Genomic DNA, 23,682 nt, shown 5'->3' with positions numbered 1-23,682 from the left:
TAATGATCACCGACGATTCGCTCGTCATTCGCGCCGTCGTGCGCTCTCACCTGGAGGCCGCGGGCCACCACGTCATCGAGGCCGTCGACGGGACCGCGGCGCTCGACGCGTGCCGGGACTCTCCGCCCGACGTCATCCTGCTCGACATCGAAATGCCCGGGCTCGACGGCTACGAGGTGCTCGCGGAGCTCAAGGCTATCCCGGACCTGATGGACATTCCGGTCGTGTTTCTCAGCACGCTGACCGAGATGGACGACGTGTTGCGCGGTCTGCGCGGCGGCGCACACGACTACCTCAAGAAGCCTTTCGAGCCGGCCGAACTCGTCGCGCGTGTCGCCGCGGCCGCACACGTCAAGAAACTCCAAGACCAGCTTCGCCAGCGCAATGACGAGCTCGATCTGCTGTCTCGCACGGATGCGCTCACCGGACTGCACAACCGGCGCCATGTCGAGGAGAAGCTCGCCTACCACCATGCCCAGGCGGTGCGTCACCATGATCCGCTCTGCGCGCTCCTGCTCGACGTCGACAACTTCAAGCGCGTCAACGACGGTTTCGGACATCCCGCAGGAGACCTCGTGCTTGCCGAGTTCGCCGTGCGCCTGCGCCAGGAACTGCGCGAGGGGGATGTGGCCGGCCGGTGGGGCGGCGAGGAGTTCCTCGTCGTGCTTCCCCGCACCGATCTGGCCGGCGCCCTCCTCGTCGCGGAGCGAATCCGCCGATCCATCGCAGCGACACCGATCGTGGCGGGCGGCACGCAGATCTCGGTGACGGTCAGCGGTGGCTGCGCCCTGGGGCCGATCGGATCCGCTGATGAACTTGTCGACAACGCCGACGCCCAGCTCTATGTCGCCAAAGCCGCCGGGCGCGACCGAATTGCGTCGACGACGGCCCGCGAGGTCCTGCCCCCGGAAAGCGGCCAAGATTCTTCGCGCCGCCACGCATAGGGTCCAAGAAGGAGGAGTAGTGTCAGCGACCATCCGTGTACCCGACAAGGTCGGCACTGACACCCCAAGGAGGCCGACATGAAGCTCACGTCCGCACAGAACGATCGCGCGACCGGGGTGCTGCTCGGCCTGGCCACCGGAGACGCGCTCGGCGCCCGCTAAGAGTTCCAGCCGCCGCTGCCCGACGAGATCGCCGTGGACATGTTCGGCGGCGGCCAGCTGTTCTGGGAACCGGGGGAGCGGACCGACGACACGGCCATGGCCATCCCGATCGCCCGAGCCGCCGCGGCCGGCCACGACCTCCGCGGCGAGGCCGGGACTGCCCCCGGTTTGGTTGACTCCTGACCTGTGAAGATTCGTCTTCGCTGCAAGGATGTCACCATGCCCAGGCACTACCCACCCTTCCGCCGCGACGTCGGTGCCGTGGCCAGGAAGCACGAAGCCCCGCTGAACCAGATCGCGAAGGACTTCGGGATTTCGGAGTCCTGCCTAGCGAACTGGCTGAAGAGGGCCGACGTCGAAGAGGGCGTGAAGCCGGGCGTGACCGAGAAGGAATCCGCCGAGCTCCGGGATGCGAAGAAACGCATCCGGCTCCTCGAGCAGGAAGCCGAGGTCATGCGCCGCGCTGTCGCCTACCTGTCCCGGGGCGTCAACCCAAAATGATGTACCCGCTGGTCCTCGAAATGGCCGTCGACGGTATCCCCGTCACGGTGACCTGCCGGGTGTTGCGCTTCTCTAAGCAAGCGTTCTACCAATAGAAGCGCAACCCCGTCTCCCAACGCGACTGGGACGACGCGCACCTCACCAACGCCGCCTGGGACGCGCACCAGGACGACCCCGCGTTCGGCTACCGGTTCATCACCGACGAGCTCCACCAGGCCGGCCCTCCCATCCACGACGATCACGTCAAGCGGAAATTCACGGCGACACGCCCGAACCAGCTCTGGCTGACGGACATCACCGAACACCGCACCGGTTGAATTCAATTGGTCGTCGCAACACCTTGATCACGGAGGTGTGCGATGGGTCGATGGGACGCGTCGGCGCGTGCGGCGACAACGCCGCGATGGAGTCGTTCTTCGCGCTGCTGCAGAAGAACGTCCTCGATCGGCAGCGGTGGGCGACCCGGGAAGAACTACGCCTCACGATCGTCGTCTGGATCGAGCGGACCTACCACCGGAAGCGCCGGCAACGCCGCCTCGGTAAGCTCACCCCGATCGAGTTTGAGACAATACACATGGCCCTCAAGGCCGCCTGAAACCACTAACCCCTTGAGTCAGCTGAACTCGGGGCAGTCCCATCAGCCCGTCGCTGTAGAGGAACAGGTTCATCGAGGGCCCGGTCACCCCGACGCGGGTCGCGTGTGGGGTTCGTGCGGTGACCTGCAGGTTCAGAGAAGGCGATGAGAGTAACTTCTGGATGGCCATGGGCGTGGCCGCACTCGCCCGGCCGTAATTCGTGAGTGCTGACATGCCTGGTCGGCTCCCTCCGGCGTCCGCCGTGATTTGTTCCGACGCTACTCCGCGAGGCGGCGACGGTCGACCCCCACCGATCCGTCGATGGAGGAATCCGGGCTACATCACGCTTTCGAGGAAGGCCCTGGTGCGCGGACTCTGCGGATTGTCGAGCACGCTGGACGGCGGACCTGCCTCCACGACGACGCCCGCGTCCATGAACACGACGACGTCGGCGGCTCCACGCGCGAAGCCGACCTCGTGGGTGACGACCACCATCGTCATACCGTCCGCGGCGAGGGTTCGCATGACGTCCAGCACATCGCCAACGAGCTCGGGGTCGAGGGCGCTGGTCGGCTCGTCGAACAAAAGCAGTTTGGGATCCATCGCCAGAGCGCGCGCGATCGCGACGCGTTGCTGCTGCCCACCGGACATCTGGGCCGGATACGAGTGGGCAAGTTTGACCAGCCCGACTCGGTCGAGCAGTTCCATCCCGCGGTCCCTGGCCTTCTGTTTCCCGACCTTCCGTATCCCGATCGGCGCCGCCGTGATGTTCTCCAGGGCGGTCATGTGCGGGAACAGGTTGAAGCGCTGGAAGACCATGCCGATGCCGCGGCGCTGCCTGGCGACCTCGCGCGGGTTCATCTCGAAGATACGGTCCTGCCGCTGCACATAGCCGACGAGCTCCCCGTTGACGGAGATCCGGCCACCGTCGATGCGCTCCAAGTGGTTGATGCAGCGCAGGAACGTGGACTTGCCGGAGCCGGAGGGGCCGAGCAGGCACATGACCTGGCCGGCGTCGACCGTGAGCGAGACGCCCTTGAGCACCTCGACACCACCGTAACTCTTCCGCACCGAGCGGGCGCTGAGCAGCGGCTCAGGGCGGACATCCATCTGCGTCGTACTTGTCACGTCGATCACCGTGCGTCCGACCTTTCGCTGACAGGGGTACTCGGGGCCCGGCGCACTGCCGCCCGGATGCGCTGGATGGGTGTGAGCGGCAGGCTGCGCGCGTTGCCGCGCCCGAAGTGCCGCTCGAGGTAGTACTGCGGGATCGACAGCACCGAGGTGAGGAACAGGTACCAGCAGCTGACGACGACGAGCATCTCGACCTGGCGGAGGCTCTGGGACGAGATCTGCGTAGCCACCGTGTACAGCTCGAGCACCGCGATAACGGAGAGCAGGGACGTGTTCTTGAGCATTGAGATGGTCTCGTTGCCCATCGGCGGGATGATCACCCGCATGGCCTGCGGGAGCACGACCTTGAACAGGGTGAACAGCGGGCTCATCCCGACCGAATACGCCGCCTCGTGCTGGCCTTCGTCGACCGACAGCATCCCCGCGCGCACGATCTCGGCCGAGTAGGCGGCCTGGTTGAGCGTGAGGGCGAGCAGTCCGGCCGTGAGCGCCGGGATCAGAGTGTTCGTGTCCACCGAGAACACCGTGAAGTCGGTGAATGGGATGCCGAGCGAGATCTGCGAGTACAGCAGCCCCAGGTAGCCCCAGAACACGATCTGGATCAGCAGCGGGGTGCCGCGGAAGACCCAGACGTACAGCCACGCCAGCACGTTCATCACCGGGTTGTGGGAGAGTCGCATGACCGCCAGCAGCACGCCAAGCACGGTGGAGACCAGCATGGCGACGACCGTGAGCACGAGGGTGAGCACCACCCCGCTGAGGATCCGCGGGCTGAAGATGAACTCGTTGATCGTGGGGTGATGGACGTTCGGGTTCCCCCACAGCGACACGGCGAGGCTGACGAAGCCCGCCAGGAGAACCGCCGCGATGACCCAGCGCCACGGATGCCGCAGCGGCACCGCGACGATGTCATCCGGGTCGACGCCCCCGGCCAGGGTGACCGGGTCCCTGGAGGTCAGGGCGCTGTGCTGCACGAGGTCACGAACCCAAGTTGATTCCGGCCGCGTCAACGGCGTAGTCGGTCATGGAGTACTTGGCCAGGATCTCCTCATACGATCCGTCGGCGATCACGGCTTCCAGCGCCAGCAGGAGGGCACGGCTCAGCTCGGAGTCCTTCTTCAACACGCCGATTCCCGTGTACACCGGGTCGTACCCGGCCGGGTTCGACGGATCGCGCACGACCTCGAACATCTCGCCGTCGCCGGCGGTCTGGGCGGCGTAGGCCGCAACGGCGGAGTCGACGACGTCGGCGATGGCCTTGCCGGAGCGGACGGCCGTCTGCACGTCGGTCTCGAGCGGCAGTTCGGCGATCTTCATCGGCCCGGCGCCGGTTGCCGTGCACTCGTCGTCGTAGCCGTGCAGGATTTCGGCCTGCACGGTCGCCTTCTGCACGGCCACATCCCGGCCGCACAGGTCGAGGACCGTCGTGATCTTCTCCGGGTTGCCGGCCGGGACCAGGATCGAGAACCCGGCGTGGAGGTAGTCGACGAAGTCGATCGTCTGCTGCCGCTCGGCCGTGTCGTTCATCCCGGACATGATCACGTCGTGCTTGCCGGACTGCAGCGAGGGGATGATGCTGTCGAAGGCCTGCGTCATGAACTCCATCCGCACACCGAGCTTGCCGCCCAACGCCTGGGCGAGGTCGTAGTCGAAGCCGGTGAGCTTCTGGTTCTCGTCGAACATCTCCATCGGCGGGAAGGGGATGTCGGATGCGACCTTGATCACGCCGGCCTTCGTGTACTTCTCCGGGAGCGCCGCGGCGGCTGCCTTGTCGATGTCGCCGGCAGCGGGCGCAGCGTCGGGAGCGGCAGCGGTGCCTCCCCCGGAACACCCGGTCAGCACGAGCGCAGCCGCGATGCCGACGGACGCGAGGATGAGCCACGAGGGCCCGGTGTGCTTCGTGCTGATCATGCGCGATCTCCAGACTGGGTTGGGTGGGGCTGGCTAAAAGGTGATGTTGGTCGTGGACGAGGTGAGGTCGGCCAGGACGTCCGGCAGCACGTCGACGCCGATGCCCGGGCCCGTCGGCACCCGGAGGTGGCCGTTTTCCAGCACGAACGGCTCGGTCAGGTCCTGTTCGTAGTAGCGGCTGGACGCGGACGTGTCGCCCGGCAGAACGAAGTTCGGCAGTCCGGCAAGGGCGACATTCGCGGCCCGGCCGATACCCGTTTCGAGCATACCTCCGCACCAGACCGGCACTCCGTGGGCGGCCGCGACATCGTGGATGCGCCGGGCCTCCAGGTAGCCGCCGACCCGCGCGGGCTTGACGTTGATGATGCTGCAGGCGCCGAGGGATATCGCCGCCGCGGCGTCGCGCGCGGACTCGATCGACTCGTCGAGGCAGATCGGGGTGGTGATCAGCCGGGCGAGGGCGGCGTGGCCGAGGATGTCGTCCTCCTTCAGCGGCTGCTCCATCAGGAGCAGGTCAAAGGGATCCAACCGAGCGAGGTGGCGCGCATCCGCCAGCGTGTACGCGGTGTTCGCGTCGACCTGCAGGAGAATGTCGTCGCCGAAACGCTCCCGCACGGCCCGCACCGGGACGAGGTCCCAGCCCGGTTCGATCTTCAGCTTGATTCGCAGGTACCCCTCGGCGAGGTATTCCTCGACGGCGTCGAGCATTTCGTCAATCGAATCCATGATGCCGACGGATACTCCGGCCGGCACGAGCTCGTGGACGGCCCCGAGGTAGCCGCCGAAGGAGACGCCCGTCTCTTTCAGCTGGGCGTCGAGGATCGCCGTTTCAAGCACGGCCTTGGACATGGGGTGCCCCTTGACAGGTGCGAGCGCCGTGGCCACGTGTTCGGCCGTCAGCCGGTCGCCGAGCGCCTGCAGCCGAGGGATGAGGTGGTCGCGGATGACAAGGTCTGCGCCGTCGAGGAACTCGGAGCTGTACAGCGGATCGGGTTCGGCGGCGCATTCGGCCCAGCCCTCCGCGTTCGCGGTGACCACCCGCACGAGGGTCGTTTCCCGCTCGTTAGCGGTTCCGAACGACGTGCGGAAGGGTGTGACCAGCGGCAGGGTTACCCGGCGAAGTTCGATGTTTTCGATTCTCATAGCGCTCCTCCTGGTGCGAGCCGGTACCAACCGGCCCTGGTGACCCCGCGGGCCGTGTGCCCGGAGGCGAATGCCGCCCGGAAGATCTCTCGCGCGCAGGCGCGCCATGCGGTGGCCTCATCAGGGTTCACGCCGCGCAGCGAGACGATGTCGCCCGGTACCCGACACCACAGCGAACCGTCCGTTTCGACGAGAACCGGGTTGCCGTCCGGGCCGGTCGATCGAACGTCGTCGGCCGTGAACGCGGGCAGCTCGACCGTCATCGGGAGTCCATCGCTGCACGCAATGGTCTGCGGCGTCGTCAAGGGCCACACCGCCACGAGTCGATCGCTCTCGTCGTTGGCGTTCAGCTCGTCATCCATCAGGCCGTAGAAATCCTGGACGTACTCGGCCGCGTGGGCGCCGAGCTTGGTCAGGTTGAACCTCGCGTTGCGGCTGACCAGCGGGTCGAAGGTCCAGGTCATGGTGTCCAGACCCCTGGCAACTGCCCAGGCCCGCTGGTGTTGTTTCAGTGCGAAACCGACGCCCACATCGGCGACGTCGGGCAGGACCCCCGCAATGAGTGAGTACATCGACGAGTTGTCCGGCGAGACGATCGCCACGGCCGCGCCGCACAGCACGCCGCCCTCCGAGTATGCCGCGGTGACGTTGCAGCCGGCGTGGCTGATGCTGCGCAATAAATCGGCGGGCAGCGGCGCCCCGGACGGGGACGTCCCCCAGACTGCGACGAAGAGGCCGGCGATGTCGCGTAGGCGCTCCATGCCGTCCTCGTCGACCACCTGCACCCGGGCCAGGGTCGCCGCGCGGGCAGCCGCATTCCGGGCCTGGCGGACAAGCTGGTCGGCTTCGGCGGTGAGGAGCATGGGTTAAGTGTGGGGCCCGGGGCCTCACCGCTCTCTAGCCGCCAGCACGAACAAACCGCCGGAATGTTGTCGTATAGCACAAAGAACGCTAGCGTGGCCGGATGCAGCCAGCCACAGCCGATCCGCACGATTCGCCCGGCCTCACCGTCACGGAGCTGCTGCAGATTCTCGACGGCTCGGGGCTCCGGCTCGCCTCCCGCCACACCCAGCGGCGGCTGCCGTTGGCGAGCCCGACCCTCTTCGACCCCTGGACGCCGCCGACCGGTCCCCGCACCGGGATCCTGCTCGGCATCGGTCTGCACCCCTCCGCTCCCGCCTCGACCGATGCCGTCCGCGATGCCGCGCGGCAGGGGTTCGGCGCCGTCGTGGTGAAAGCGTTGTCGCTCAGCGTTGAGACCCTCGCGGCCGTCGCCGACGCGGAGGGAATCGCCCTGCTCGTCACGGACGACGAGATCGAGTGGCGGCAACTGGACGCGCTGATCACCTCCGCGCTCACCACGGTGGCCGAGGCCGACACCTCCTTGTCCGCCGCCCCGGTCGGCGACCTGTTCGCCCTGGCGAATGCGATCGCCGCGATGACCGGCGGCGCGACCGCCATCGAAGACCTCCAGGAACGGGTGCTCGCCTATTCCACCCTCCCCGGCCAGCCGATCGACAGGGACCGCCAGGAGGGCATCCTCGGCCGCCAGGTTCCCGACCTGCCGGAAAACGCCGAGCAGTACGCGTCCATTTTCCGCTCGGGCGGTGCCGTGCGGATCGACGGGGTGCCGCCGGCGCTGCCCCGCCTCGCCGTTGCCGTGCGGGCGGGAAGCCAGGCGCTCGGCTCGATCTGGGTTGTCGACGCCGGCGGGCAACTCGATTCGGATGCCGAGCGCGCGTTGGAGCGCGCGGCCGATATCGCGGCCCTGCACCTGCTCCGCGCCCGCAGCGCGGCAGACCTGGCCCGGCAGCAACGCGCCGAACTCCTCCGGCGCCTCCTCGAGGGTGGCGAGGACTCGAGTCTCGTCTTCGGGCAACTCGGCCTCGACCAGGCCGGTCCCTTTGTCGTCGTGGCCTTCCAGCTGGAATTCGCATCCGACGGCGGGGACGAGGTGAGGATGGTTCGGCTGGTCGATCTGATCGCGCTCCATTCCGCGGCGCACCAGCACGGAGCGGAGTGCGTGGCCATCGGTGACACCGTGTACGTGCTCTTCACCGGCACCGCGGCCACCTTTCCCGGGGGCGTGGAATCGATGGCCCGCCGACTGGTCTCCCGTGCCGCCGCCCTGCGGGCCATCGTCCGCGCAGCCATCGGCTCCCCGGTGACAAGCGTCGGAGCGATCAGCCGCTCCCGGCACGACGCGGACTTGGTTCTCCTGCTGCTCGCCGCCGAGCCGAGGTCCACCTCCACGTCCGTGGCGAGCGTCCACGACGTCCGGAGCCGGGTCACCCTCCTCGAACTCGGCCGGGTTCTTCGGGACTCTCCCCGGTTGGTGTCCCCCCAGGCGCGGCAGGTCCTGGATCTCGATTCCCGTTCGGGCACCGACTACGCGAACACGCTGCGCACCTACCTGGACTGCGCTCGGGACTCAGCCCAGGCCGCAGCCCGCCTGTCCGTCCACCAGAACACGCTGCGGTACCGGCTGCGACGGGCCACCGAACTGTTCGGCATCGACCTGGCCAGTCCGGACGACACGCTCACCCTCTGGCTCAGCCTGCGGGTGGCGGAATTCGACTGAGTCCTGGCCCCGACCGACACCCGAGGGGCGTAGCGTGGCAGCATGCGACAGCGAACGTCGGTCTCAGCCGAAGGGTCTTCGAGGTACGCAAGATGTTCGGTGTCGCCCGCATCCTGCTGGCCCTGATCCTGATTACGGCCCTCATCGGCGACTTCGACTACGTGCTCGGCTTCGCCACCTTCGTCACCAGCAACTTCTTCAACTACACTTGTCCGTCCATTCCAGCGGCCCAAGGTCGGGGTGTGACAAGTACGCTCCGAACTCCACAGCACCAGAACCGCATTCCGGACAAGTCTGAGTAATCATTCCAACGAGACTAGTGCGCGCTTCCCCGACATGAAAGGGATTGCCAGCGAAGTCGGATTCATCTATGGGTAGTCGAGCGCTAAGTGGGACACTGAGTTATATGACCCAGGTTATTCGTGGAACCCCCTACGGGACAGCTGAGATAGCAGTCCCGCGGTGGCACCAACTATGCGCGGTGCGCTCGAGCTGACAACGCTCGCGGGCCGCGGGCACCGTCAGCGGTTGGACAAAAGTGCTTGGCCGATGATGCGGGCTCCGTCGGGAAATGCCCCCGGGTTCGGCCCGGAGTAGTTGAGCCTGATGAAGGGGCCGGTGGCTTCGGCCGGGAACCAACTCGAGCCGGCAGCGATCAGGACCCCGGCGGCTTCGCAGTCTGCGACCAGCCGCTCGAGGTTTGTCCCATCCGGCAGGCGCGCCCACAAATTGAGACCACCAGCCGGAACCGTGGTTATGTGGGCGTCGGGTGCATGCTCGCGCAGACTCGTCAGTAACAGATCTCGCCGGGCCCGCAGTTGCGGGAGAAGGTTGCGGAGGTGGGTCTGCCAACCGGGCTGGGTGACGACGTCGAGTACTGCGGCTTGAAGGAGTCCGCTGACGTACATCGATTCGGCGCTGCGGTCGGCGAGAATGCGTTCCTTGGCGGGACCGCGGGCAATAATTGCCGCCACGCGAAGGGACGGCGAGACGCTCTTCGTGAGGGATCGCACATAGACGACATGGCCGGCGTCATCGCGCCCGGCGACAGGATGCGGATCGGTATCGATGCCGAAGTCATGGGCCCAATCGTCCTCGACCAAGAAGGCGCCGTGCGCCCGAACGACGTCGAGGATTTGCGTCGTGGTGGACTCTGACCACTGTGCGCCAGTCGGGTTCGCATAGGTGGGCTGCGCATAGAAGACGCGCGAACCAGTTTCCTGGAACGCCCGAGCGAGCTCGTCGGGATCGGGCCCCTCGGGTCCCGATGGAACCGGGACTACGTCGACCCCGGCTTGAGCCGCAGCCTGGATCGCGCCCCAGTACGTGGGCGATTCCATCAGAAGAGGCGCTCCAGCGGTGACCAGGGCACGGAAGATCGTGGCCAGGCCACTTTGACTTCCGGGCAGCACGATGACATCGCTGGATAGGGGCGGAGTGACGCCGACCGGTGTCGCGGAGCCAAGCTCTTGAGCAAACCAGGACTGCAGCTCCGGAAGGCCCGCGACGGGTGAACGCGTCAGCGCCGCCTCGCTTCGGGCCGCGCGAGCCAACGCTGACCGGACCAACCGCTCCGGCAACAGCTCTCGGTCGGGATACCCGGAATGCAGAGCGATGCTTCCCTGCGCAGCGGCACGTAGCGCGGGGCTTAACCCGCCAAGGTGACTGTTCGGGGAACGCATAGCCGCGGTCTGCCAGCTGAAGTCGAGCGGACGAGCGGTATGCACCGCGCGAACGAACGTGCCGGCGCCGGGCCGGGTTTCGATCAGGCCCTGCGCCGCGAGAGTGCGCAGGGCTTTCTGCACCGTAACCGGGCTCGCCCCGTACTCGGCGACGAGCATCCGGCTGGTGGGCAGCCGGGCGCCCGGCGCGCGGCCAGCGATCCACTCGCGAAGTGCGGCCACGATCCGAAAACTGCTATCGTTATCCATGTCAGATCATAATAGCGCTATCAAGCGGATGCCCGCACCGCTATCACCGTCCCGGGCCGGCCTCGCCTGGGGGCTGCTCGGCGTCGCCGCGTTTTCCTTCACCGTTCCCTTCACCCGCGTGGCCGTCGAGAGCATGTCCCCGCTGTTCATCGGCTCCGGTCGCGCTGTCATCGCTGCCGTGCTTGCCACGGCCGCCCTGATCATCACCCGGCAACACCTTCCTCGCGGCAACCAGTGGCTTCGCCTTGCCGTCGTCGCGGGCGGCGTCGTCGTCGGGTTCCCCCTCCTCACCTCATTCGCCCTCACCACGGCGTCGGCCAGCCACGGCGCCGTGGTCATTGCGTTCCTCCCGGCGGCGACGGCCGTCATGGCTGTAATCCGGGGAAAAGAGCGACCACTACTGCCGTTCTGGATCACGGCCGCACTCGGGGCGCTGGTGGCCGTGGCTTTCGCATCCCTGCAGGGCGGCGGAGGCATCCGCTTGCAATGGTCAGACCTGCTCCTATTCGGTGCCGTCGCGGCCGCCGCCATCGGCTACGCCGAAGGAGGCCTGCTCGCGCGCGAGATCGGATCCTGGCAAACCGTATCGTGGGCCCTCGTTCTGGCCGCGCCCCTCATGGTCGCCCTGATGACAATTGCTATCGTCGACCAGCCACCTACCGGCACGCTCACCCAATGGGCGGCGTTTGCCTACCTTGGAGTGGTGAGCATGTTCCTGGGATTTTTCGCCTGGTATCGCGGACTCGCTATCGGGCCCATGGCCCAGGTTAGCCAGGTGCAACTCACCCAACCTGTCCTCAGCATCCTCTGGGCCGCACTCATCCTCCGCGAAGAGCTCACCTGGCAGACCATCATCGGCGGCATCGCGGTCATCCTCTGCGCCGGCATCGCCGTTCGAACACGCCGGGGTCGCGTCAGGCTCACACGCTCCGCCGAGGACCGTGCGGTTCAATCATCACCAGTCGAAGCGATGCCCAGCACCAACCTCCCGTAAGGGGAACCCTCAGCGCTTCTGATTCTCCGTGGCTGAGTGTCTGCGATCATGAGGCCATGGACATTGGCAATCAAGCAACGATTGGTGGATGGTGGTTCGCGCTGACGCTCGTAAACGCGGGCCTTGCTGAGCCGAAGGACGCGGTCGACTGATCTGGTGGTTGCTGTCTCTGGCCCTCGGACCGATCGCAACGCTCCTGATCGTGGTGATGCCGCGCGGCAGAATTCCATACTGAATTCCAAGCAGTGTCGCCAAGGAAGGATGAGAGTGAGCATCGTCGCGTTGGCTGTTGACCCACGAGACTCGAGTTGGTCCGTTGACCGGCCAATCTACCGCGTGTACTTCTTCGGCACAGCCGGCGCTTCTGACGAGTGGCGACTAGACGGTGCCGATTCTGTCCACCAGATTATTGAGTGGGCCGACGCCAACGCGAGCGGACGGGACTACGTGGTCTACGTCGAAGTCGGGGGCACGCCGAGCCGCGGACTTGTCAGCCTCGTTGGGCTGGATCCAAGCGCCCGATAGCAGCCAGCCAACGACAATTGGGTGCCCAATTACGCTTTGAAGGGGGCCATGTCCGTTGCGAGGTACTCGCGATAGCAGATTAGGGGATGACCATGCCAATGACCGATGAACAGCTTTTGGGACGTCCAGTGGGTTGGTGGCTCAAGGAAGCGGACGGCCGACTGAACGCCGCCTTTGACCGTGCGCTTGCGCACTCCGACGTGAGCCGGCGGGGATGGCAGGTGCTTAGCTCGCTGTCCAAACGGCCGGCCAGTCTGACGGACCTGGAAACCGTGCTCAAGTCCTTCGACTCACCCGACACGATCCACGGCGTCGTGGCAGAACTTGAACGGCACGGTTGGGTTCATGAAGAGGACGGGCTCCTGCGGCTAACTTCTGACGGTGCGCAGACGCAGACGGACCTCACGCCCGTCGTCGATCGAGTCCGGCGGCAAGTTCAGAATGCTCTCCCGCCTGACGACTACATCCACCTCATCCGGCTGCTCGCCCGATTCACCGAAGCGCTGTGATCGCCAGCACCTAAGCAACGGTTCGTCAGCGGGACGTCCACGGACGTAGGTTGGCTACAATTCGCCGAAGTTCCGGAGTCTCGGGGGAGTGGCGTTTGGGAATGGCTGGCCGACGCCGTTGGCCCTGGCATTGGGGTCATGAACCGGCTCAGGAGCCGCCGTTGAGGCTGCGCCGACGCTGGGCCTCAGCCGACGAGCCGGCGTAGCTCGCGCACGGCCGCAGCCACCTCGTCGAGCGGAGCGCGCGACTGCACCAGCCGCTCGACAACCGCGGCCTGCTCCGATCCGGGCCGGCGGTAGCTGCCCAACGCGCCGACGAGCTTGTGCGCGGCGGACTCGGCCTCGTCGGCCAGCACATCGCCCGAGCGGTCTCCACCTCCGGCCTCAACGTACCGCTCGAGTGCCGCGACGCGCTGGTCGGCGAGGTACCCGTACCGCTCCCACATCTCGGCGAGGAAACCGTCGACCGCGTCGGTCACGGTCCCCATCCCAGCGACTCGGACACCAGACGCGGCAGCTCCATCGGGTCGAAGGGCTTCGCCAGCACGCCACGCACGCCCTCGGCTAGCCACCGCTCTCGCTCGGTGGCATCGGCCCGGGCCGTGAGCAGGAGTACCGGGATGTCGCGGGTGCGCGGGTCGGCCTGCAGCAGCGCATACGTTGTCGGGCCGTCGACGCGGGGCATCATCACGTCGAGAAGGACCGCGTCCGGCTGGGAGGCGGCAACTATATCCAGCGCCTCCATACCGGAGGACGCCTCGATCACCCGCAGGCCACCGACTCGCTCAAGGCTGAGTCGGGCGACTGCGCGGATGTCCGGCTCGTCGTCGACGACGAGCACGCAGCGCGTCACGTCTCCTCCTTGCGCCGGAGGGGGCCGGGCCACGGCCCGTTCCGCGGCCTGCGCTGCGGCAGCACGACCGTGAACGTGGAGCCATGCCCGAGGATGCTGTCGACGTCGATGCGGCCGCCGTGCGCATGCACGATGCTTTGGCAGATGGCGAGCCCGAGGCCGCTGCCCTGCTTCTCGCGGGCGTCGCTCACGTCGACCTGCACGAAGCGCTCGAAGATCTGCTCGACCAGGTCGGGCGGGATGCCACGGCCCTTGTCGCACACCTCGAAGCGGATCTCACCCTCTCGCATCCGGGCGGTGACGCGGACCGCGCTGCCGGAGTGGCTGAAGCGGACGGCGTTGCCCAGGAGGTTGACGAGCACCTGGGCGAGTCGGTCGGCATCGCCCCAGCAGATGTCGTCGGAGGTCTCCTGCTCCAGTCGAACGCCGGCCTGAGCGGCCATCCCTTCTACGGCTGCGAGCGCCAGCGCGACCAGGTCGTTCAGCCGGTGAGGACGGCGCACGACGTGCATGTGCCCCGCGGACAGGCGCTCGAGATCGAGGATGTCGGCCACGAGCCGACTGAGGCGGTCGGTGTTGGTGAGGGCGATGTCGACAAGCGACTGCGCCTCGGGCGGCAGTTCGGCGACGACCCCGGCAGCGAGGAGGCCGAGCGAGCCGCGCATCGAGGTCAGCGGGGTGCGCAGCTCATGGCTCACCACCGAGACGAACTCGTCCTTGAGCCGCTCCACCTCCCGCCGCTGGCTGACGTCTTGGAAGACCAGCACTGCGCCGGCTGTCCGGTCGTCCTGCCGCAACGGCGCAAACGAAAGCTGCACCAGGAAGACCTCACCGTCCTGCCGACGGAAGGCGTCGTCCACGCCGACGAGCACCTGCTCGTCGCGCAGCGCCGCGCCGAGCGCACAGTCGTCGTCGTAGCACGAGCTGTCCTGGGGGTGCAGCAACTCGTGCAGCGGCTGGCCAAGCAGTTTTTCGGCCGGTGCCGCGAGCAGGTCGCACGCCGCCGGGTTGACGAGCGCCAGCCGGCCCTCCCCGTCCGTCGCGCAGATCCCGTCGCCCGCCGAACGCAGTACGGAGTCTGTGAGCCGCTGTGCCAGCTCAGCGGCAGCCAGCCGGCGCTGCACCTCCTCGGCGCCGAGCTCGAGCTCGGCCCAGGCGGACATGTCGGCCAGGACTTCCAGGTCCGCGCGGCTCCACGTGCGCGGCACGACGTCGAAGGCGCATAGCGTTCCCACCGCCTGCCCGTCCCAGCGCAGCGGGTAGCCGGCGTAGGCGCGCAGGCGGGGAGGGCCGACGACGAGCGGATTGTCACAGAATCGCGGGTCCGTGGATGCGTCGCCGACGAGCACCGGGGCGTCGTCGACGACGACGAAGTGGCAGAACGACGCGTCGTGATCCAGCGCGGGGTCGGTCTGTCCGGTGCAGGCCACGACCCACAGCCGCGTCTCGTCGACGAGATTGATGTAGACCACCGGCACGTCCAGCAGATGCTTCGCACGATCCACGATCCGGCGGAAGCGCTCCTGGCCCGGCTGGTCGAGCAGCCCTAGCGCCCGCAGCGCCTTGACGCGGGTGTGCTCGCGTGAGGTGGTCACGACGTACGGCTTGGGGAAGTCGTGTGGTGGGGCAGCGGCGGCGGGACCAGCGGCTCGTCCGCCGGGTGCTCGGGGTCGTTGGCCGCTGGACCGACAGCCTGCGCGGTGAGTCCGCCCTCCGGCGCCCCCCCTGTCCCGGCGGCCCGGGGCGTCACCTTCCAGGCCTTCTCGCGCATGGCTTGCTTCACCTGCGCGACGCGTGCGATGACGTTCTTGTACTCGGTGTAGAAGACCGAGGCAACCACGAGGTACAGCCAGAACCACGCCGTGCGGGCGCGGATCTCCGGATCGGCCTGGCGATACGCGAACAACGTCTGCCACGGCCCGACGCTGAGCGTGAAGATGGTCGTGAGGACGAACACCGGGACGAACCAGTCGAGGTGCTGCGGCCCGCCGGCGCGATGGGCGTAGAAGGCGATGAGCGGGAACATTTGGACGCTCAGCCAGGGGTAGACCTCGCGCCAGCCCAGCAGGAAGAAGAAACCGAACCGCTGTCTGGGCGTGAGCCCGGGGTTGCGCAGCGCCCCGAAGAGGTGGCCCAGGGACACCTGGAACCACCCTTGCGCCCAGCGCATCCGCTGGTCCCACAGTGCCTGCAGCGTCGTCGGCGCCAACTCGCGGCTGATGAGGTACGGGTCGGAGCCGATCCGGTAGCCGGCTTCGACGACCCGCAGGGCAGAGTCGATGTCCTCGGTGAGCATCGAGCCGCGGAAGCGCGTCTCGCGCAGCAGCTGCGTGCGCCAGTAGCCGTTTGACCCGCCGAAGATGCCGAACTGGTGCAGCTTCGCCCGGCCGGGGTGGCTGACTGCGTAGATCATCTCGAACTCGACCGCTACGGTGCGCGCCACCCAGGAGGCGTCGCCGTTTCGTACCACCGGGTGGCCCTGCACGACGTCGTACCCATCGGCCATCCAGCGGTAGGCGCGCACGAAGCTGTCTGCCGCGGGCAGGTGGTCGGCATCGAAGACACCAGTGAACTCACCAGTGACGATCTGCAGGGCGGCGTTGACGTTCTGCGCCTTGGACGTGCTCCCCTCCACCTTGAGCAGAGTGAAGCGCGTCTCGCGCTGCGCGAGCTCGCCGAGGACGCGCTCTACCGGGAGCGGGACGGGCGAGTTGTAGGCAAGCACGACCTGCAGGTCGCCGGGGTAGTTCACCCTCAGGAAGGCCTCGACGGTCTCCAGGACGGTGGCGGCCTCATTCGGCAGGTACGCCGCGATGACGGCACTCGCAGGCGGGTACGCCGGACCGCCGTCCTGCTCCTCTGGTGCGGGAGGCGGCTGCGCCGGGTTCAGGGCGAGCAGTCCTTCGACCCAGATCGCGATCCCTGTCACCAGCAGCGAGAAGACGACGACGAGGTAGGCGAACGGTGTGATGTCGAAACCCGCGCGGTCAGCCAACAGGTAGACGAAGTACGGCAGCACAATGCCTATGACGAACGTCAGCGCGACCTGGAACGGCGTGCGCAGCCGCTCGAGAAGCGGCCGAGGCTGGCGCGGTGCCGCGGCCTCGGCGAGCATCTCGGGACGGTACGCGATCGGCCGCAGATCGAGGTGCATCTGCGCGTGCTCGAGCGCCGCGCCGGCCTGCTCGACCGCCTGCTTGGCCGACTGGACGGCGTCGAGCGGGACGTATCCGACGAGCGGGGTAACGCTGACCTTAGAGCCCTCGATGTCCAGGCGGCGGCCGGCGAGGCGTTCGGAGAGTCCCTGCAGCAGGTCGCGCACGTCGTCCGACGACGTCTCCGGCAGCAGCAGCCCGAAGCCGCCATCGGGGGTACGGCCGGCCGTCTCCAGCGGCGTGACCACGGCGCCGAGCACATCGGCGACCTGCCGCAACACCTCGTCGACCCCGCGCTCCCCGAAGCGCGCACGGATGCTCCCGGACTCGTTCAACCCGAGCAGTGCCAAGTGCCCCGAGCGGCCACTGCGCAGCGCCCGCTCGCGCTCCCGGTCGAGCTCGTCCATGAACGTCGCGGACGAGGCCAGCCCCGTGCGGCGGTCAGTCTGCAGTCGGTCAGCAGGCAACGGCGGCCGTAGCCGCTTGGCGTCCACGCGAGCGACCAGGACCGGCAGGTCGAAGGGCTTGGTGATGTAGTCGTCCGCGCCGAGACGCATGCCGGACACCACGTCCGCGGCCTCCGCGCGGCTGGTGAGGAACAACAGGGGCAGGGAACGCAGCCGGGAGTCCTCGCGCAGTCGCTGCACGAGGGTGAAGCCGTCCATGTCCGGCATGTTGACGTCGGAGACGACGACGTCCGGGACCGCCTCGGCCAGTCTCTCCAGCGCCTCGGCGCCGCTGGAGGCCGTCGTGACGCGGTAGCCGGCTGCGAGGAGCCCTTGCGCGACCAGGCCCACGATCATCTCGTCGTCATCGACGACGAGCACCGCGCCCCGGTCGTCGGCTACTGCCCTACCCGTCATCGGGTTACTCCCGGTCAATAACTCCCCCTACGGCCTTCCGGCGCAGGGCTGGAGCGACTGCGTGGTGCCTGTTGAACTCTACATGGCGAGTAGCGCTTGATGGTAGCGCCAGTCCACGTAGTTGGTAGCGCGGTTCTGACGAGGTGGTAGCGGCGGCCCGGGCGGAGTGCCCGGGCCGCTACGGTGTTATTCCCAGTAGGCCTCGTGGGCGCGGGCCTGATCGTTGCGGTGCCTCCGCATGTCGATCTGGCCTAGTACTACAGTCGCGTTTATGGGGCGTGTCCGCGGGTTCGATAGTGATGTCGTTTCGCGGTTTGTTGATGTCGGCGTCGCCAGCGTGAGCGGCTCAGGACGCGTTCGGGGTCCGGCGGCTCGCTGAAGACCAGGCAGACGAGGAGGTGCCTGATTTCGGGCAGGCTCAGGGCGATGAGGTCGCTGTCGTCTGGATGTGGCCCCCTTTTTTGACCGGGTCACGGTCAGGAACGCGTGCGCGAGCATCGAGAGGGTGATATGCCGATACCAGCCGGTGTATTGCCGCACCTGGTAATGATCCAGTCCGGTTTGGCCTTTGCTGGTCTGGAAGCTCTCCTCGATGGCCCAGCGGGCTCCGGCGGCCCGGGCAAGCTCGGCAAGGGCAACACGTTTGGGTCCGTGGGTCAGGTAGTAGGCGATCTCGGTCGGGTCGGCGAGGCTGCGCCTGGCCAGGAGCCAGTACTCGGCGTCGGGGTCGCGTGCACCGTTGATACGTGCCCTGGCCCAGCCGTAGCGGCGATCACCTTTCGAGCCGTTACCGGCGGAGCGAGTCCGCCACGCGGTCGCGGGCAGAGAGGCGATCAGTTCGTCGGCCCGCCATTCGCCGCCCGGGACACTCCCCGTTGTCTTGGCGATGACACGCTGATTCATCGGCACCGCTAGGACGTAGAACACACCCCGATCCTCGAGTGCTTTCCGAAGCGCTGATTGCCGCGTCATAGCTTCGGCAGTACTCGTGCAGATCGGAGTGATGGGGACGACAGTCAGGGCCCACGCGGACACGATGGCCGGGATACCGAACAGGAAGAGAATCAGGCCGGGCAGCCAGATGAGCACATACCCGACGTCCAGCAGCGGAATTAGGAAATCGATGTCTGTGATCAGCGCGGCCAGCGTCCTGCGCTGGCGCCACGGGGGCACCGCACGGATGCCTTCGAACATGCCACGTGCCCACCGGGCCCGCTGGCGCATGAAATGCACGACGTTCGTCGGGACAACAGTAAACGCAACCGCGGTCGGCTCGAAGATCACCCGGCCGCCCTGTTCGAGCAGTCTCCAAGTCACGACGATGTCCTCACCGATGGCATCCGGCCAGCCGCCGATGTCCTTGATTTTCTCCGTGCGGTAGACGGAAAAGGCTCCCTGGGCCACCAGAGTCGCCTGGTACAGGCCCTGCATCCGCTTCACGCCGGCTATGCCCAGGTAGTAGTCCCATTCCTGCATGCGCGTGAGCAGGTTGGCCATCAGGGCCGGGGGTTACACCACGCTATTGGACGCAACCTCACGGCCTCGTCTTTGTACTCAGGAGTGAACTCCCGACGTGATCTTGCCATAGTGAACATTCTCTGTTGTGAGGTGTCCACCCAACGGGGTCAGGGCCAGCCAGGTCGCCAAGATAACTGGGGTGGCGGGCCGCTCCTCCGGCAAGGAGGATGACCGGGCACGTGTCGCCGGCGTTGCCGGTGCTAGGCACGTCATCGTAGTGGAGTGCTGACCCGTCGGAGCTTTCGTAGCTTGGCATCACTCGACGGTACACGGCACAGGAAAGGGAACCGTGCGCGCTTGCGGTCAAACCCTCGCTTTGTTCCAAGCGACGATCAGCGCATTGTGCAGGAGAAAGATTCGGCGAGGGTTGAACGCAACCGGTGACGCCTTGCGATAGACGAAGTCCGTCCGCTCAACGTAGTTGTTGTTCCGAGTCCGGATTCCGATCGCTCCGATTTCGAACATCTGCCTGAGCAGTTGCTTAGTTTCCGCCTCCGCCAACTCTCCGTCCAATTCCTGCTGGATTTCGTGAAGAGTGAACTCGGCAAACTTCACGCTCTTCACCGCTTCAAAGAAGACTCGAGTCTTCTGCTGCCGACCTGCTCGGTCTGTCAGAATTCCTGCCAGATTGTTGGCGACTTCACCGACAAAGTATTGTTCGGCGTAGTTCCGGACCGTCGTGACCGCGTCATGTTCGCTGACAGGTGCCGAGCCTGGATGAACCGCCTGCAAGTGAGTCATCATCGCGATCAGATCTCTTGGGAGGAGGCGCGTGTATGCCAAGAAATAGTCGGGGATACGGGAGTAATGTCCTTGACCGATGTCCGTGCTCAAGTAAGTGTCCGTGAACCTCTTGATGCCTGGTTCCGATACGCGGATCTTCGTGTCGACAAGCGTCCAGAGCTCACTGCCTGATCCGACGCCCGACGGGCTCCAGTCCAAGTACACCGTGTGAGATTTGAGCTTGTTCGAGTCGGTGCTTTCGAGGGCTTCGAACGCTTCTGTCCGTATTGCCGCAACGACGGTTACAGGCAGTCCAATCTTTCCGAGGAAACGATTGACTGACTCAATTGCATGCACAAGCCCGGCCAGAGAAGCCCAATCATCACTCGTCTCAAGGAAGAACGAATCCAATCCGTCCACCGAAATGATGTGCCGGTTCTTGGTGCCAACACGACCAAGTGCTGTCCTAAGCACGGCTGACACCTCGAGCGGGCCAACTGGTTGGTTGGACACATCGAAACCAAAGAAGCCGAGGGAGATCTTGAACGAGGCACTGCTGCTTAACCACCGGGAAACGCTTAGTTTCCAGTCGTCTATCAATAGGCCGCTCTTGACCAGTTCAGCGCGGAGGGATGTGAATTCCTTGGGCGCGTCAAGACCTTCGTCACTCGAGAGAGTTTGGAACACTCGCAGACGTAGGAGGAACTCCCACGCGGACTGAGTGCGCGAGGATCCATGGGATTGTCCTGTCTGAATCTGCGTGACATCAGCGACGGGGAATCCTCGCAGGTCCCAGGAGACAAAGAACCGGTCGAATCTGTCTTCCCACTTGAGTCGGAAGTGCTCAAAAACGGCTGACTTCCCAGCGCCCTTTGGCCCCAAGATGTACCAGGCGAGGCCCGTCGTCATCTGATAGACGGACTCCTTAGTCCAGGTAGCCGTTCAGAAGGAGTTCTGGGTCCTCGGTGGCTTCGTCACTCGCGTCGAGGCGACCAAAATGCAAGGTGCGTAGCGGAGGCGGTTTGATAGCCATGTCCAAACCTTAGAGGGACGCGGCGACACCCCCGACTTCCCACGCCTCCGATGTCTGTTAACCCCTACGGATATGCCCCGCGGAGACTGGCCTGCACAGCCCGCTTGGCCAGGAGAGTCGCCTTTACCCCGCCCGTAAGAAAATCCCGCTCACATGTGTCCTACGGGACACCCTGCGAGACTCGCTCTGTCTTTCAACTAGCGAGACAGGTGAAATCCCGCGCGAAACTGCCGACACGCGAAATTCAGCGTTTCTGCTTTCCGTGGTCACCGGGTCTGAATCTTGCAGAACTCCTGTGCCGTTTTCAAGTCCGCGTCACGCTCGGCGATGGCGATGTCGTCGGTGATATTGATCGGCTCGTCCAACCCTGCGTCGGTCGCGCGCATCCAATACGCCCAGCATGTTCCGGTTCCGCCGGTGGGGTGCCCGTGCTTGGAGGTGAAGCGAACCCCGAGGGGCTGCGTACCGTCAAAAAGTGTCACCGTGTCTCTGAGCCACCCCGCGATCAAGGTGGTGATCGCCCGGTCGTCACTTGTGACGTGGGCGACGGTGAGGCCCCCGGTAACACCCAGGTCAGTCAGTTCGCTGTCGAGGTGCGCGGACAGTGCCGCGAGGGTCCTGGTTGATGTAATGTCCACCCACCAACCAGGCGGATAGTTCAGGCGATAGATAACCCGGCCATCTCGCCACACTTTCGGTAGCCACCTGGCCCGCATCGTTCCGGCCTCATCCCAGTCGGCGACGACCATGGCCCAGTACTCATCGAGCGGGACACCCATCGCATCCGCGTCTTTCTGCAGGGCGCGACGGGCGCCGTTGATTTCGGTACGGTACGGAGCCAGAAGCTCCATGAAAGACGTGAGCCGGTCGTCAGTGGAGTACAGAGTGCGCCCGACAGTATCGAAACGGCTCCAACCGGCAGGGTCGAGAGAGCCGTCAGGTTCTAGTTCTCGGGGCACCGGGGCGAGTGGCCCGAACGAAGTACGAGCAATGCGGTAGTTGCCAGGCATCGGATCATCCACGAGCTCCAGCCCAGAGCGGGCACAAACCTGCATCAGCCGGAGAAGGAATCGTCGATGACGGCCTGAGCCGCTGTGGCTACGTCCTTGAACCGGTCTTCACGAATGGCGGTGACCGGGGTGTCATATCCGAGCCACGGGTTCGCTCCAATGAACCAGGCGCGGGCGACGTGCTCACCTTCAGCCTCGGCCAGCATCGTCCACTGCTCGTAGGCGAACTGAAGGCGTCGCATCGCCTCGTTCTTCGGCGCGGGACCATCGGCCTTCGCCCACCGGTACGGGAGCTTCGCGTCTTTGCTCCCGGATAGAGAGGCAACAAGAGTCGCGCCCAGGGCCCCATTCAATCGGCGAGTGATCTCCCGAATGTCGAGCTTGATCATCCTCGTGTGGGCGGTGGTGACGTGCGTCGTGATAGCCATGTGATCCTCCAATCTCCGGTGGCCGAGATAAACCCGCATAACCACTTCAATACCACCAGTATTACACCAAATTCTGGGTTTTGACCCGGCGGACGCGACTCGATCTCGTATTCTCGGACGATTCCGGCCCCGCTGAAATTCGACGCTCCCGACTGGCCTGAACGCATAGCGAGCAGCATCCGTGGCCAAACAGTTGGCTGCGGCCGGAGTGGGGTCCGCTATCCGACGGCAGCGAACGCGCGAGCAGCGGCCAGCACGCGAGGGCCGACTTCATCCGGGTTGCCCTCACGGATGAGCCGCGCCGGCGCCGTGTCTTCGAGCTGGGGATTCATCCCCTGAAACCAAGCTTGGACCACCGGCGGCTGGTCCCGTTCGTTGAGCAGAACAGCGACCTGGTACGCGAGCCTCAACCGGCGAATCGCCTCCGCTGATGGCTTACGGGTGCCATCGGCCCACTGTCGTACGGCGCGGGTTTCGGTCACGGAACCCAGATAGGCAACCAGCTGGGCGCCCAAGAGCTCGCGCAGCTGGCCGACAAGTTCAGTGGTGTCCGAACGAATGGACATTTCGTACGCCCTCAGTCCGGGCTGGGGTAGTGACATGTGCATAAGTTTAGCCATTTACCACGTTGCATGACACTTTGATCACACTCGAAATCCCACACAATATGACCGATAATATATATTATGTCAAGTCGTAATGCATCTATTGCAGAATTTGCAGAATAGGACTCCCCTGATAAGTGCTCCGTCTGGGGCAAAAGACAGCACGAACTTCCACGGATCCACTGGGATGCAGCGGGTGCTGCTGGCATTGGCATGCGTTTCGCGAGCGATGCTCAACGTCGGGAACTTCGTGTCGAGCCATGGTGGAGAAAGAACGGGTGTCCTACACTGGCCGGCGAAAGCACCTCATGAGCGGAAGGAATGCTGGCCCAGACGAAGTCCCCGCTGCGGACCACAAAGAAGGGAAAATCGTGGTCGACTTTACGAGCGACGATCTGTGCGACGCCCTTGTGATTGACCCCGAGGGTAATGAGATCGGCACGCTGGTCCGAATCTACGTGCACCCCGTCCATCGATCCCCTCAGTGGGCTAGCTGTTGTTCCCACTGACGTTGTGAACGCGGTCGATGGGTGATTTGCCGCCGATGCCGGTATGGGGTCTGTGGTGATTGTAGCTATGGATCC

The 23,682-nt window shown here is 65.7% G+C and carries 21 protein-coding genes and 1 pseudogene; 7 read left to right on the top strand and 15 right to left on the bottom strand.

What is annotated here, in order from left to right; translation table 11 throughout:
- Positions 1–2: 2 nt before the first annotated feature.
- The 3 genes and pseudogenes from BLQ39_RS14370 to BLQ39_RS14365 all read left to right on the top strand — a co-directional run bounded on the left by BLQ39_RS14370 (position 3) and on the right by BLQ39_RS14365 (position 2,202).
- Positions 3–944 (top strand): GGDEF domain-containing protein, encoded by a 942-nt coding sequence (locus BLQ39_RS14370; RefSeq protein WP_092325010.1) that lies wholly within the window; start codon positions 3–5, stop codon positions 942–944.
- Between the two features lie 195 nt (positions 945–1,139).
- Positions 1,140–1,289, top strand: a complete 150-nt coding sequence (locus BLQ39_RS15910; RefSeq protein WP_166784358.1) for a hypothetical protein — start codon at positions 1,140–1,142, stop codon at positions 1,287–1,289.
- 36 nt (positions 1,290–1,325) lie between these two features.
- Positions 1,326–2,202 (top strand): annotated as a pseudogene (locus BLQ39_RS14365) (integrase core domain-containing protein).
- A 316-nt stretch (positions 2,203–2,518) separates the two neighbouring features.
- Here BLQ39_RS14365 and BLQ39_RS14360 read toward each other — a convergent pair.
- The 5 genes from BLQ39_RS14360 to BLQ39_RS14340 are packed head-to-tail and all read right to left on the bottom strand — an operon-like array spanning position 2,519 to position 7,233.
- Positions 2,519–3,292 (bottom strand): amino acid ABC transporter ATP-binding protein, encoded by a 774-nt coding sequence (locus BLQ39_RS14360; protein WP_092325030.1) that lies wholly within the window; start codon positions 3,290–3,292, stop codon positions 2,519–2,521.
- 23 nt (positions 3,293–3,315) lie between these two features.
- Positions 3,316–4,290, bottom strand: a complete 975-nt coding sequence (locus BLQ39_RS14355; protein ID WP_241982786.1) for an amino acid ABC transporter permease — start codon at positions 4,288–4,290, stop codon at positions 3,316–3,318.
- A gap of 4 nt (positions 4,291–4,294) precedes the next feature.
- Complete coding sequence (locus BLQ39_RS14350; protein WP_092325008.1) at positions 4,295–5,227, bottom strand: ABC transporter substrate-binding protein; 933 nt, start codon at positions 5,225–5,227, stop codon at positions 4,295–4,297.
- 33 nt (positions 5,228–5,260) lie between these two features.
- Positions 5,261–6,370: an o-succinylbenzoate synthase gene (gene menC, locus BLQ39_RS14345; protein ID WP_092325006.1), complete on the bottom strand. Its 1,110-nt coding sequence runs from the start codon at positions 6,368–6,370 to the stop codon at positions 5,261–5,263.
- The gene (locus tag BLQ39_RS14340) at positions 6,367–7,233 is read right to left on the bottom strand and encodes a GNAT family N-acetyltransferase (protein WP_092325004.1); all 867 of its coding nucleotides are present in this window, start codon (positions 7,231–7,233) and stop codon (positions 6,367–6,369) included. Before BLQ39_RS14340 ends, menC begins: the two co-directional genes overlap by 4 nt.
- Positions 7,234–7,334: 101 nt before the next feature.
- Between BLQ39_RS14340 and BLQ39_RS14335 the strand changes: the two genes are divergently transcribed.
- Together BLQ39_RS14335 and BLQ39_RS14330 are read left to right on the top strand one after the other, a co-directional pair.
- Entirely contained in the window at positions 7,335–8,951 is a 1,617-nt protein-coding gene (locus BLQ39_RS14335; protein ID WP_092325002.1) for a PucR family transcriptional regulator, read from the top strand.
- A 92-nt stretch (positions 8,952–9,043) separates the two neighbouring features.
- Complete coding sequence (locus BLQ39_RS14330) at positions 9,044–9,253, top strand: hypothetical protein (protein WP_092325000.1); 210 nt, start codon at positions 9,044–9,046, stop codon at positions 9,251–9,253.
- 219 nt (positions 9,254–9,472) lie between these two features.
- Here BLQ39_RS14330 and BLQ39_RS14325 read toward each other — a convergent pair whose 3' ends face one another.
- On the bottom strand, positions 9,473–10,882 hold the full coding sequence (locus BLQ39_RS14325) for an aminotransferase-like domain-containing protein (RefSeq protein WP_092324998.1): 1,410 nt from the start codon (positions 10,880–10,882) through the stop codon (positions 9,473–9,475).
- Positions 10,883–10,910: 28 nt separating this feature from the next.
- Between BLQ39_RS14325 and BLQ39_RS14320 the strand changes: the two genes are divergently transcribed.
- Positions 10,911–11,876 carry a DMT family transporter gene (locus tag BLQ39_RS14320; RefSeq protein WP_241982787.1) on the top strand — a complete coding sequence of 322 codons (966 nt, stop codon included), beginning with the start codon at positions 10,911–10,913 and terminating at the stop codon, positions 11,874–11,876.
- 617 nt (positions 11,877–12,493) lie between these two features.
- A complete protein-coding gene (locus tag BLQ39_RS14310) occupies positions 12,494–12,910 on the top strand; it encodes a MarR family winged helix-turn-helix transcriptional regulator (protein WP_134574576.1) in 417 nt (138 codons plus the stop codon).
- 185 nt (positions 12,911–13,095) lie between these two features.
- On the opposite strand, the gene BLQ39_RS14305 is transcribed toward BLQ39_RS14310, so the two are convergent.
- From BLQ39_RS14305 to BLQ39_RS14260, 9 genes are all read right to left on the bottom strand, one after another.
- Positions 13,096–13,389, bottom strand: a complete 294-nt coding sequence (locus BLQ39_RS14305) for a hypothetical protein (protein ID WP_134475680.1) — start codon at positions 13,387–13,389, stop codon at positions 13,096–13,098.
- Positions 13,386–13,763, bottom strand: a complete 378-nt coding sequence (locus tag BLQ39_RS14300; RefSeq protein ID WP_092324988.1) for a response regulator — start codon at positions 13,761–13,763, stop codon at positions 13,386–13,388. The genes BLQ39_RS14305 and BLQ39_RS14300 overlap by 4 nt, the downstream gene beginning before the upstream one ends.
- The gene (locus tag BLQ39_RS14295; RefSeq protein ID WP_166784359.1) at positions 13,760–15,358 is read right to left on the bottom strand and encodes an ATP-binding protein; all 1,599 of its coding nucleotides are present in this window, start codon (positions 15,356–15,358) and stop codon (positions 13,760–13,762) included. Before BLQ39_RS14295 ends, BLQ39_RS14300 begins: the two co-directional genes overlap by 4 nt.
- Positions 15,355–17,781, bottom strand: coding sequence for a response regulator (locus BLQ39_RS14290; protein ID WP_092324984.1), 2,427 nt, complete (start codon positions 17,779–17,781; stop codon positions 15,355–15,357). The genes BLQ39_RS14295 and BLQ39_RS14290 overlap by 4 nt, the downstream gene beginning before the upstream one ends.
- Positions 17,782–17,967: 186 nt before the next feature.
- On the bottom strand, positions 17,968–19,278 hold the full coding sequence (locus BLQ39_RS15690; protein WP_134574577.1) for an IS701 family transposase: 1,311 nt from the start codon (positions 19,276–19,278) through the stop codon (positions 17,968–17,970).
- 324 nt (positions 19,279–19,602) lie between these two features.
- Positions 19,603–20,931, bottom strand: coding sequence for a P-loop ATPase, Sll1717 family (locus tag BLQ39_RS14275; protein WP_092324982.1), 1,329 nt, complete (start codon positions 20,929–20,931; stop codon positions 19,603–19,605).
- Positions 20,932–21,321: 390 nt separating this feature from the next.
- On the bottom strand, positions 21,322–22,077 hold the full coding sequence (locus BLQ39_RS14270; protein WP_134574578.1) for a hypothetical protein: 756 nt from the start codon (positions 22,075–22,077) through the stop codon (positions 21,322–21,324).
- Positions 22,078–22,109: 32 nt separating this feature from the next.
- Positions 22,110–22,493: a hypothetical protein gene (locus BLQ39_RS14265; RefSeq protein WP_092325026.1), complete on the bottom strand. Its 384-nt coding sequence runs from the start codon at positions 22,491–22,493 to the stop codon at positions 22,110–22,112.
- Between the two features lie 218 nt (positions 22,494–22,711).
- Positions 22,712–23,095, bottom strand: a complete 384-nt coding sequence (locus BLQ39_RS14260; RefSeq protein ID WP_198417093.1) for a helix-turn-helix domain-containing protein — start codon at positions 23,093–23,095, stop codon at positions 22,712–22,714.
- Positions 23,096–23,682 lie beyond the last annotated feature (587 nt).

It is taken from the genome of Cryobacterium psychrotolerans (assembly GCF_900101115.1).
Lineage (GTDB): Bacteria > Actinomycetota > Actinomycetes > Actinomycetales > Microbacteriaceae > Cryobacterium > Cryobacterium psychrotolerans.
The sequence above is the reverse complement of the archived record's forward strand: the minus strand, read 5'-3'. Positions and strand labels throughout refer to the sequence as shown.

What these genes read in the sequence shown, in the direction of transcription:
- BLQ39_RS14335 (WP_092325002.1), top strand. Translation starts at nt 7,335, where the DNA reads ATGCAGCCAGCCACAGCCGATCCGCACGATTCGCCCGGCCTCACCGTC.
- menC (WP_092325006.1), bottom strand. Translation starts at nt 6,370, where the DNA reads ATGAGAATCGAAAACATCGAACTTCGCCGGGTAACCCTGCCGCTGGTC.
- BLQ39_RS15690 (WP_134574577.1), bottom strand. Translation starts at nt 19,278, where the DNA reads ATGGCCAACCTGCTCACGCGCATGCAGGAATGGGACTACTACCTGGGC.
- BLQ39_RS14330 (WP_092325000.1), top strand. Translation starts at nt 9,044, where the DNA reads ATGTTCGGTGTCGCCCGCATCCTGCTGGCCCTGATCCTGATTACGGCC.
- BLQ39_RS14320 (WP_241982787.1), top strand. Translation starts at nt 10,911, where the DNA reads ATGCCCGCACCGCTATCACCGTCCCGGGCCGGCCTCGCCTGGGGGCTG.
- BLQ39_RS14310 (WP_134574576.1), top strand. Translation starts at nt 12,494, where the DNA reads ATGCCAATGACCGATGAACAGCTTTTGGGACGTCCAGTGGGTTGGTGG.
- BLQ39_RS14265 (WP_092325026.1), bottom strand. Translation starts at nt 22,493, where the DNA reads ATGGCTATCACGACGCACGTCACCACCGCCCACACGAGGATGATCAAG.
- BLQ39_RS14340 (WP_092325004.1), bottom strand. Translation starts at nt 7,233, where the DNA reads ATGCTCCTCACCGCCGAAGCCGACCAGCTTGTCCGCCAGGCCCGGAAT.
- BLQ39_RS14260 (WP_198417093.1), bottom strand. Translation starts at nt 23,095, where the DNA reads ATGTCACTACCCCAGCCCGGACTGAGGGCGTACGAAATGTCCATTCGT.
- BLQ39_RS14370 (WP_092325010.1), top strand. Translation starts at nt 3, where the DNA reads ATGATCACCGACGATTCGCTCGTCATTCGCGCCGTCGTGCGCTCTCAC.
- BLQ39_RS14325 (WP_092324998.1), bottom strand. Translation starts at nt 10,882, where the DNA reads ATGGATAACGATAGCAGTTTTCGGATCGTGGCCGCACTTCGCGAGTGG.
- BLQ39_RS14275 (WP_092324982.1), bottom strand. Translation starts at nt 20,931, where the DNA reads ATGACGACGGGCCTCGCCTGGTACATCTTGGGGCCAAAGGGCGCTGGG.
- BLQ39_RS14350 (WP_092325008.1), bottom strand. Translation starts at nt 5,227, where the DNA reads ATGATCAGCACGAAGCACACCGGGCCCTCGTGGCTCATCCTCGCGTCC.
- BLQ39_RS14290 (WP_092324984.1), bottom strand. Translation starts at nt 17,781, where the DNA reads ATGACGGGTAGGGCAGTAGCCGACGACCGGGGCGCGGTGCTCGTCGTC.
- BLQ39_RS14360 (WP_092325030.1), bottom strand. Translation starts at nt 3,292, where the DNA reads ATGGATGTCCGCCCTGAGCCGCTGCTCAGCGCCCGCTCGGTGCGGAAG.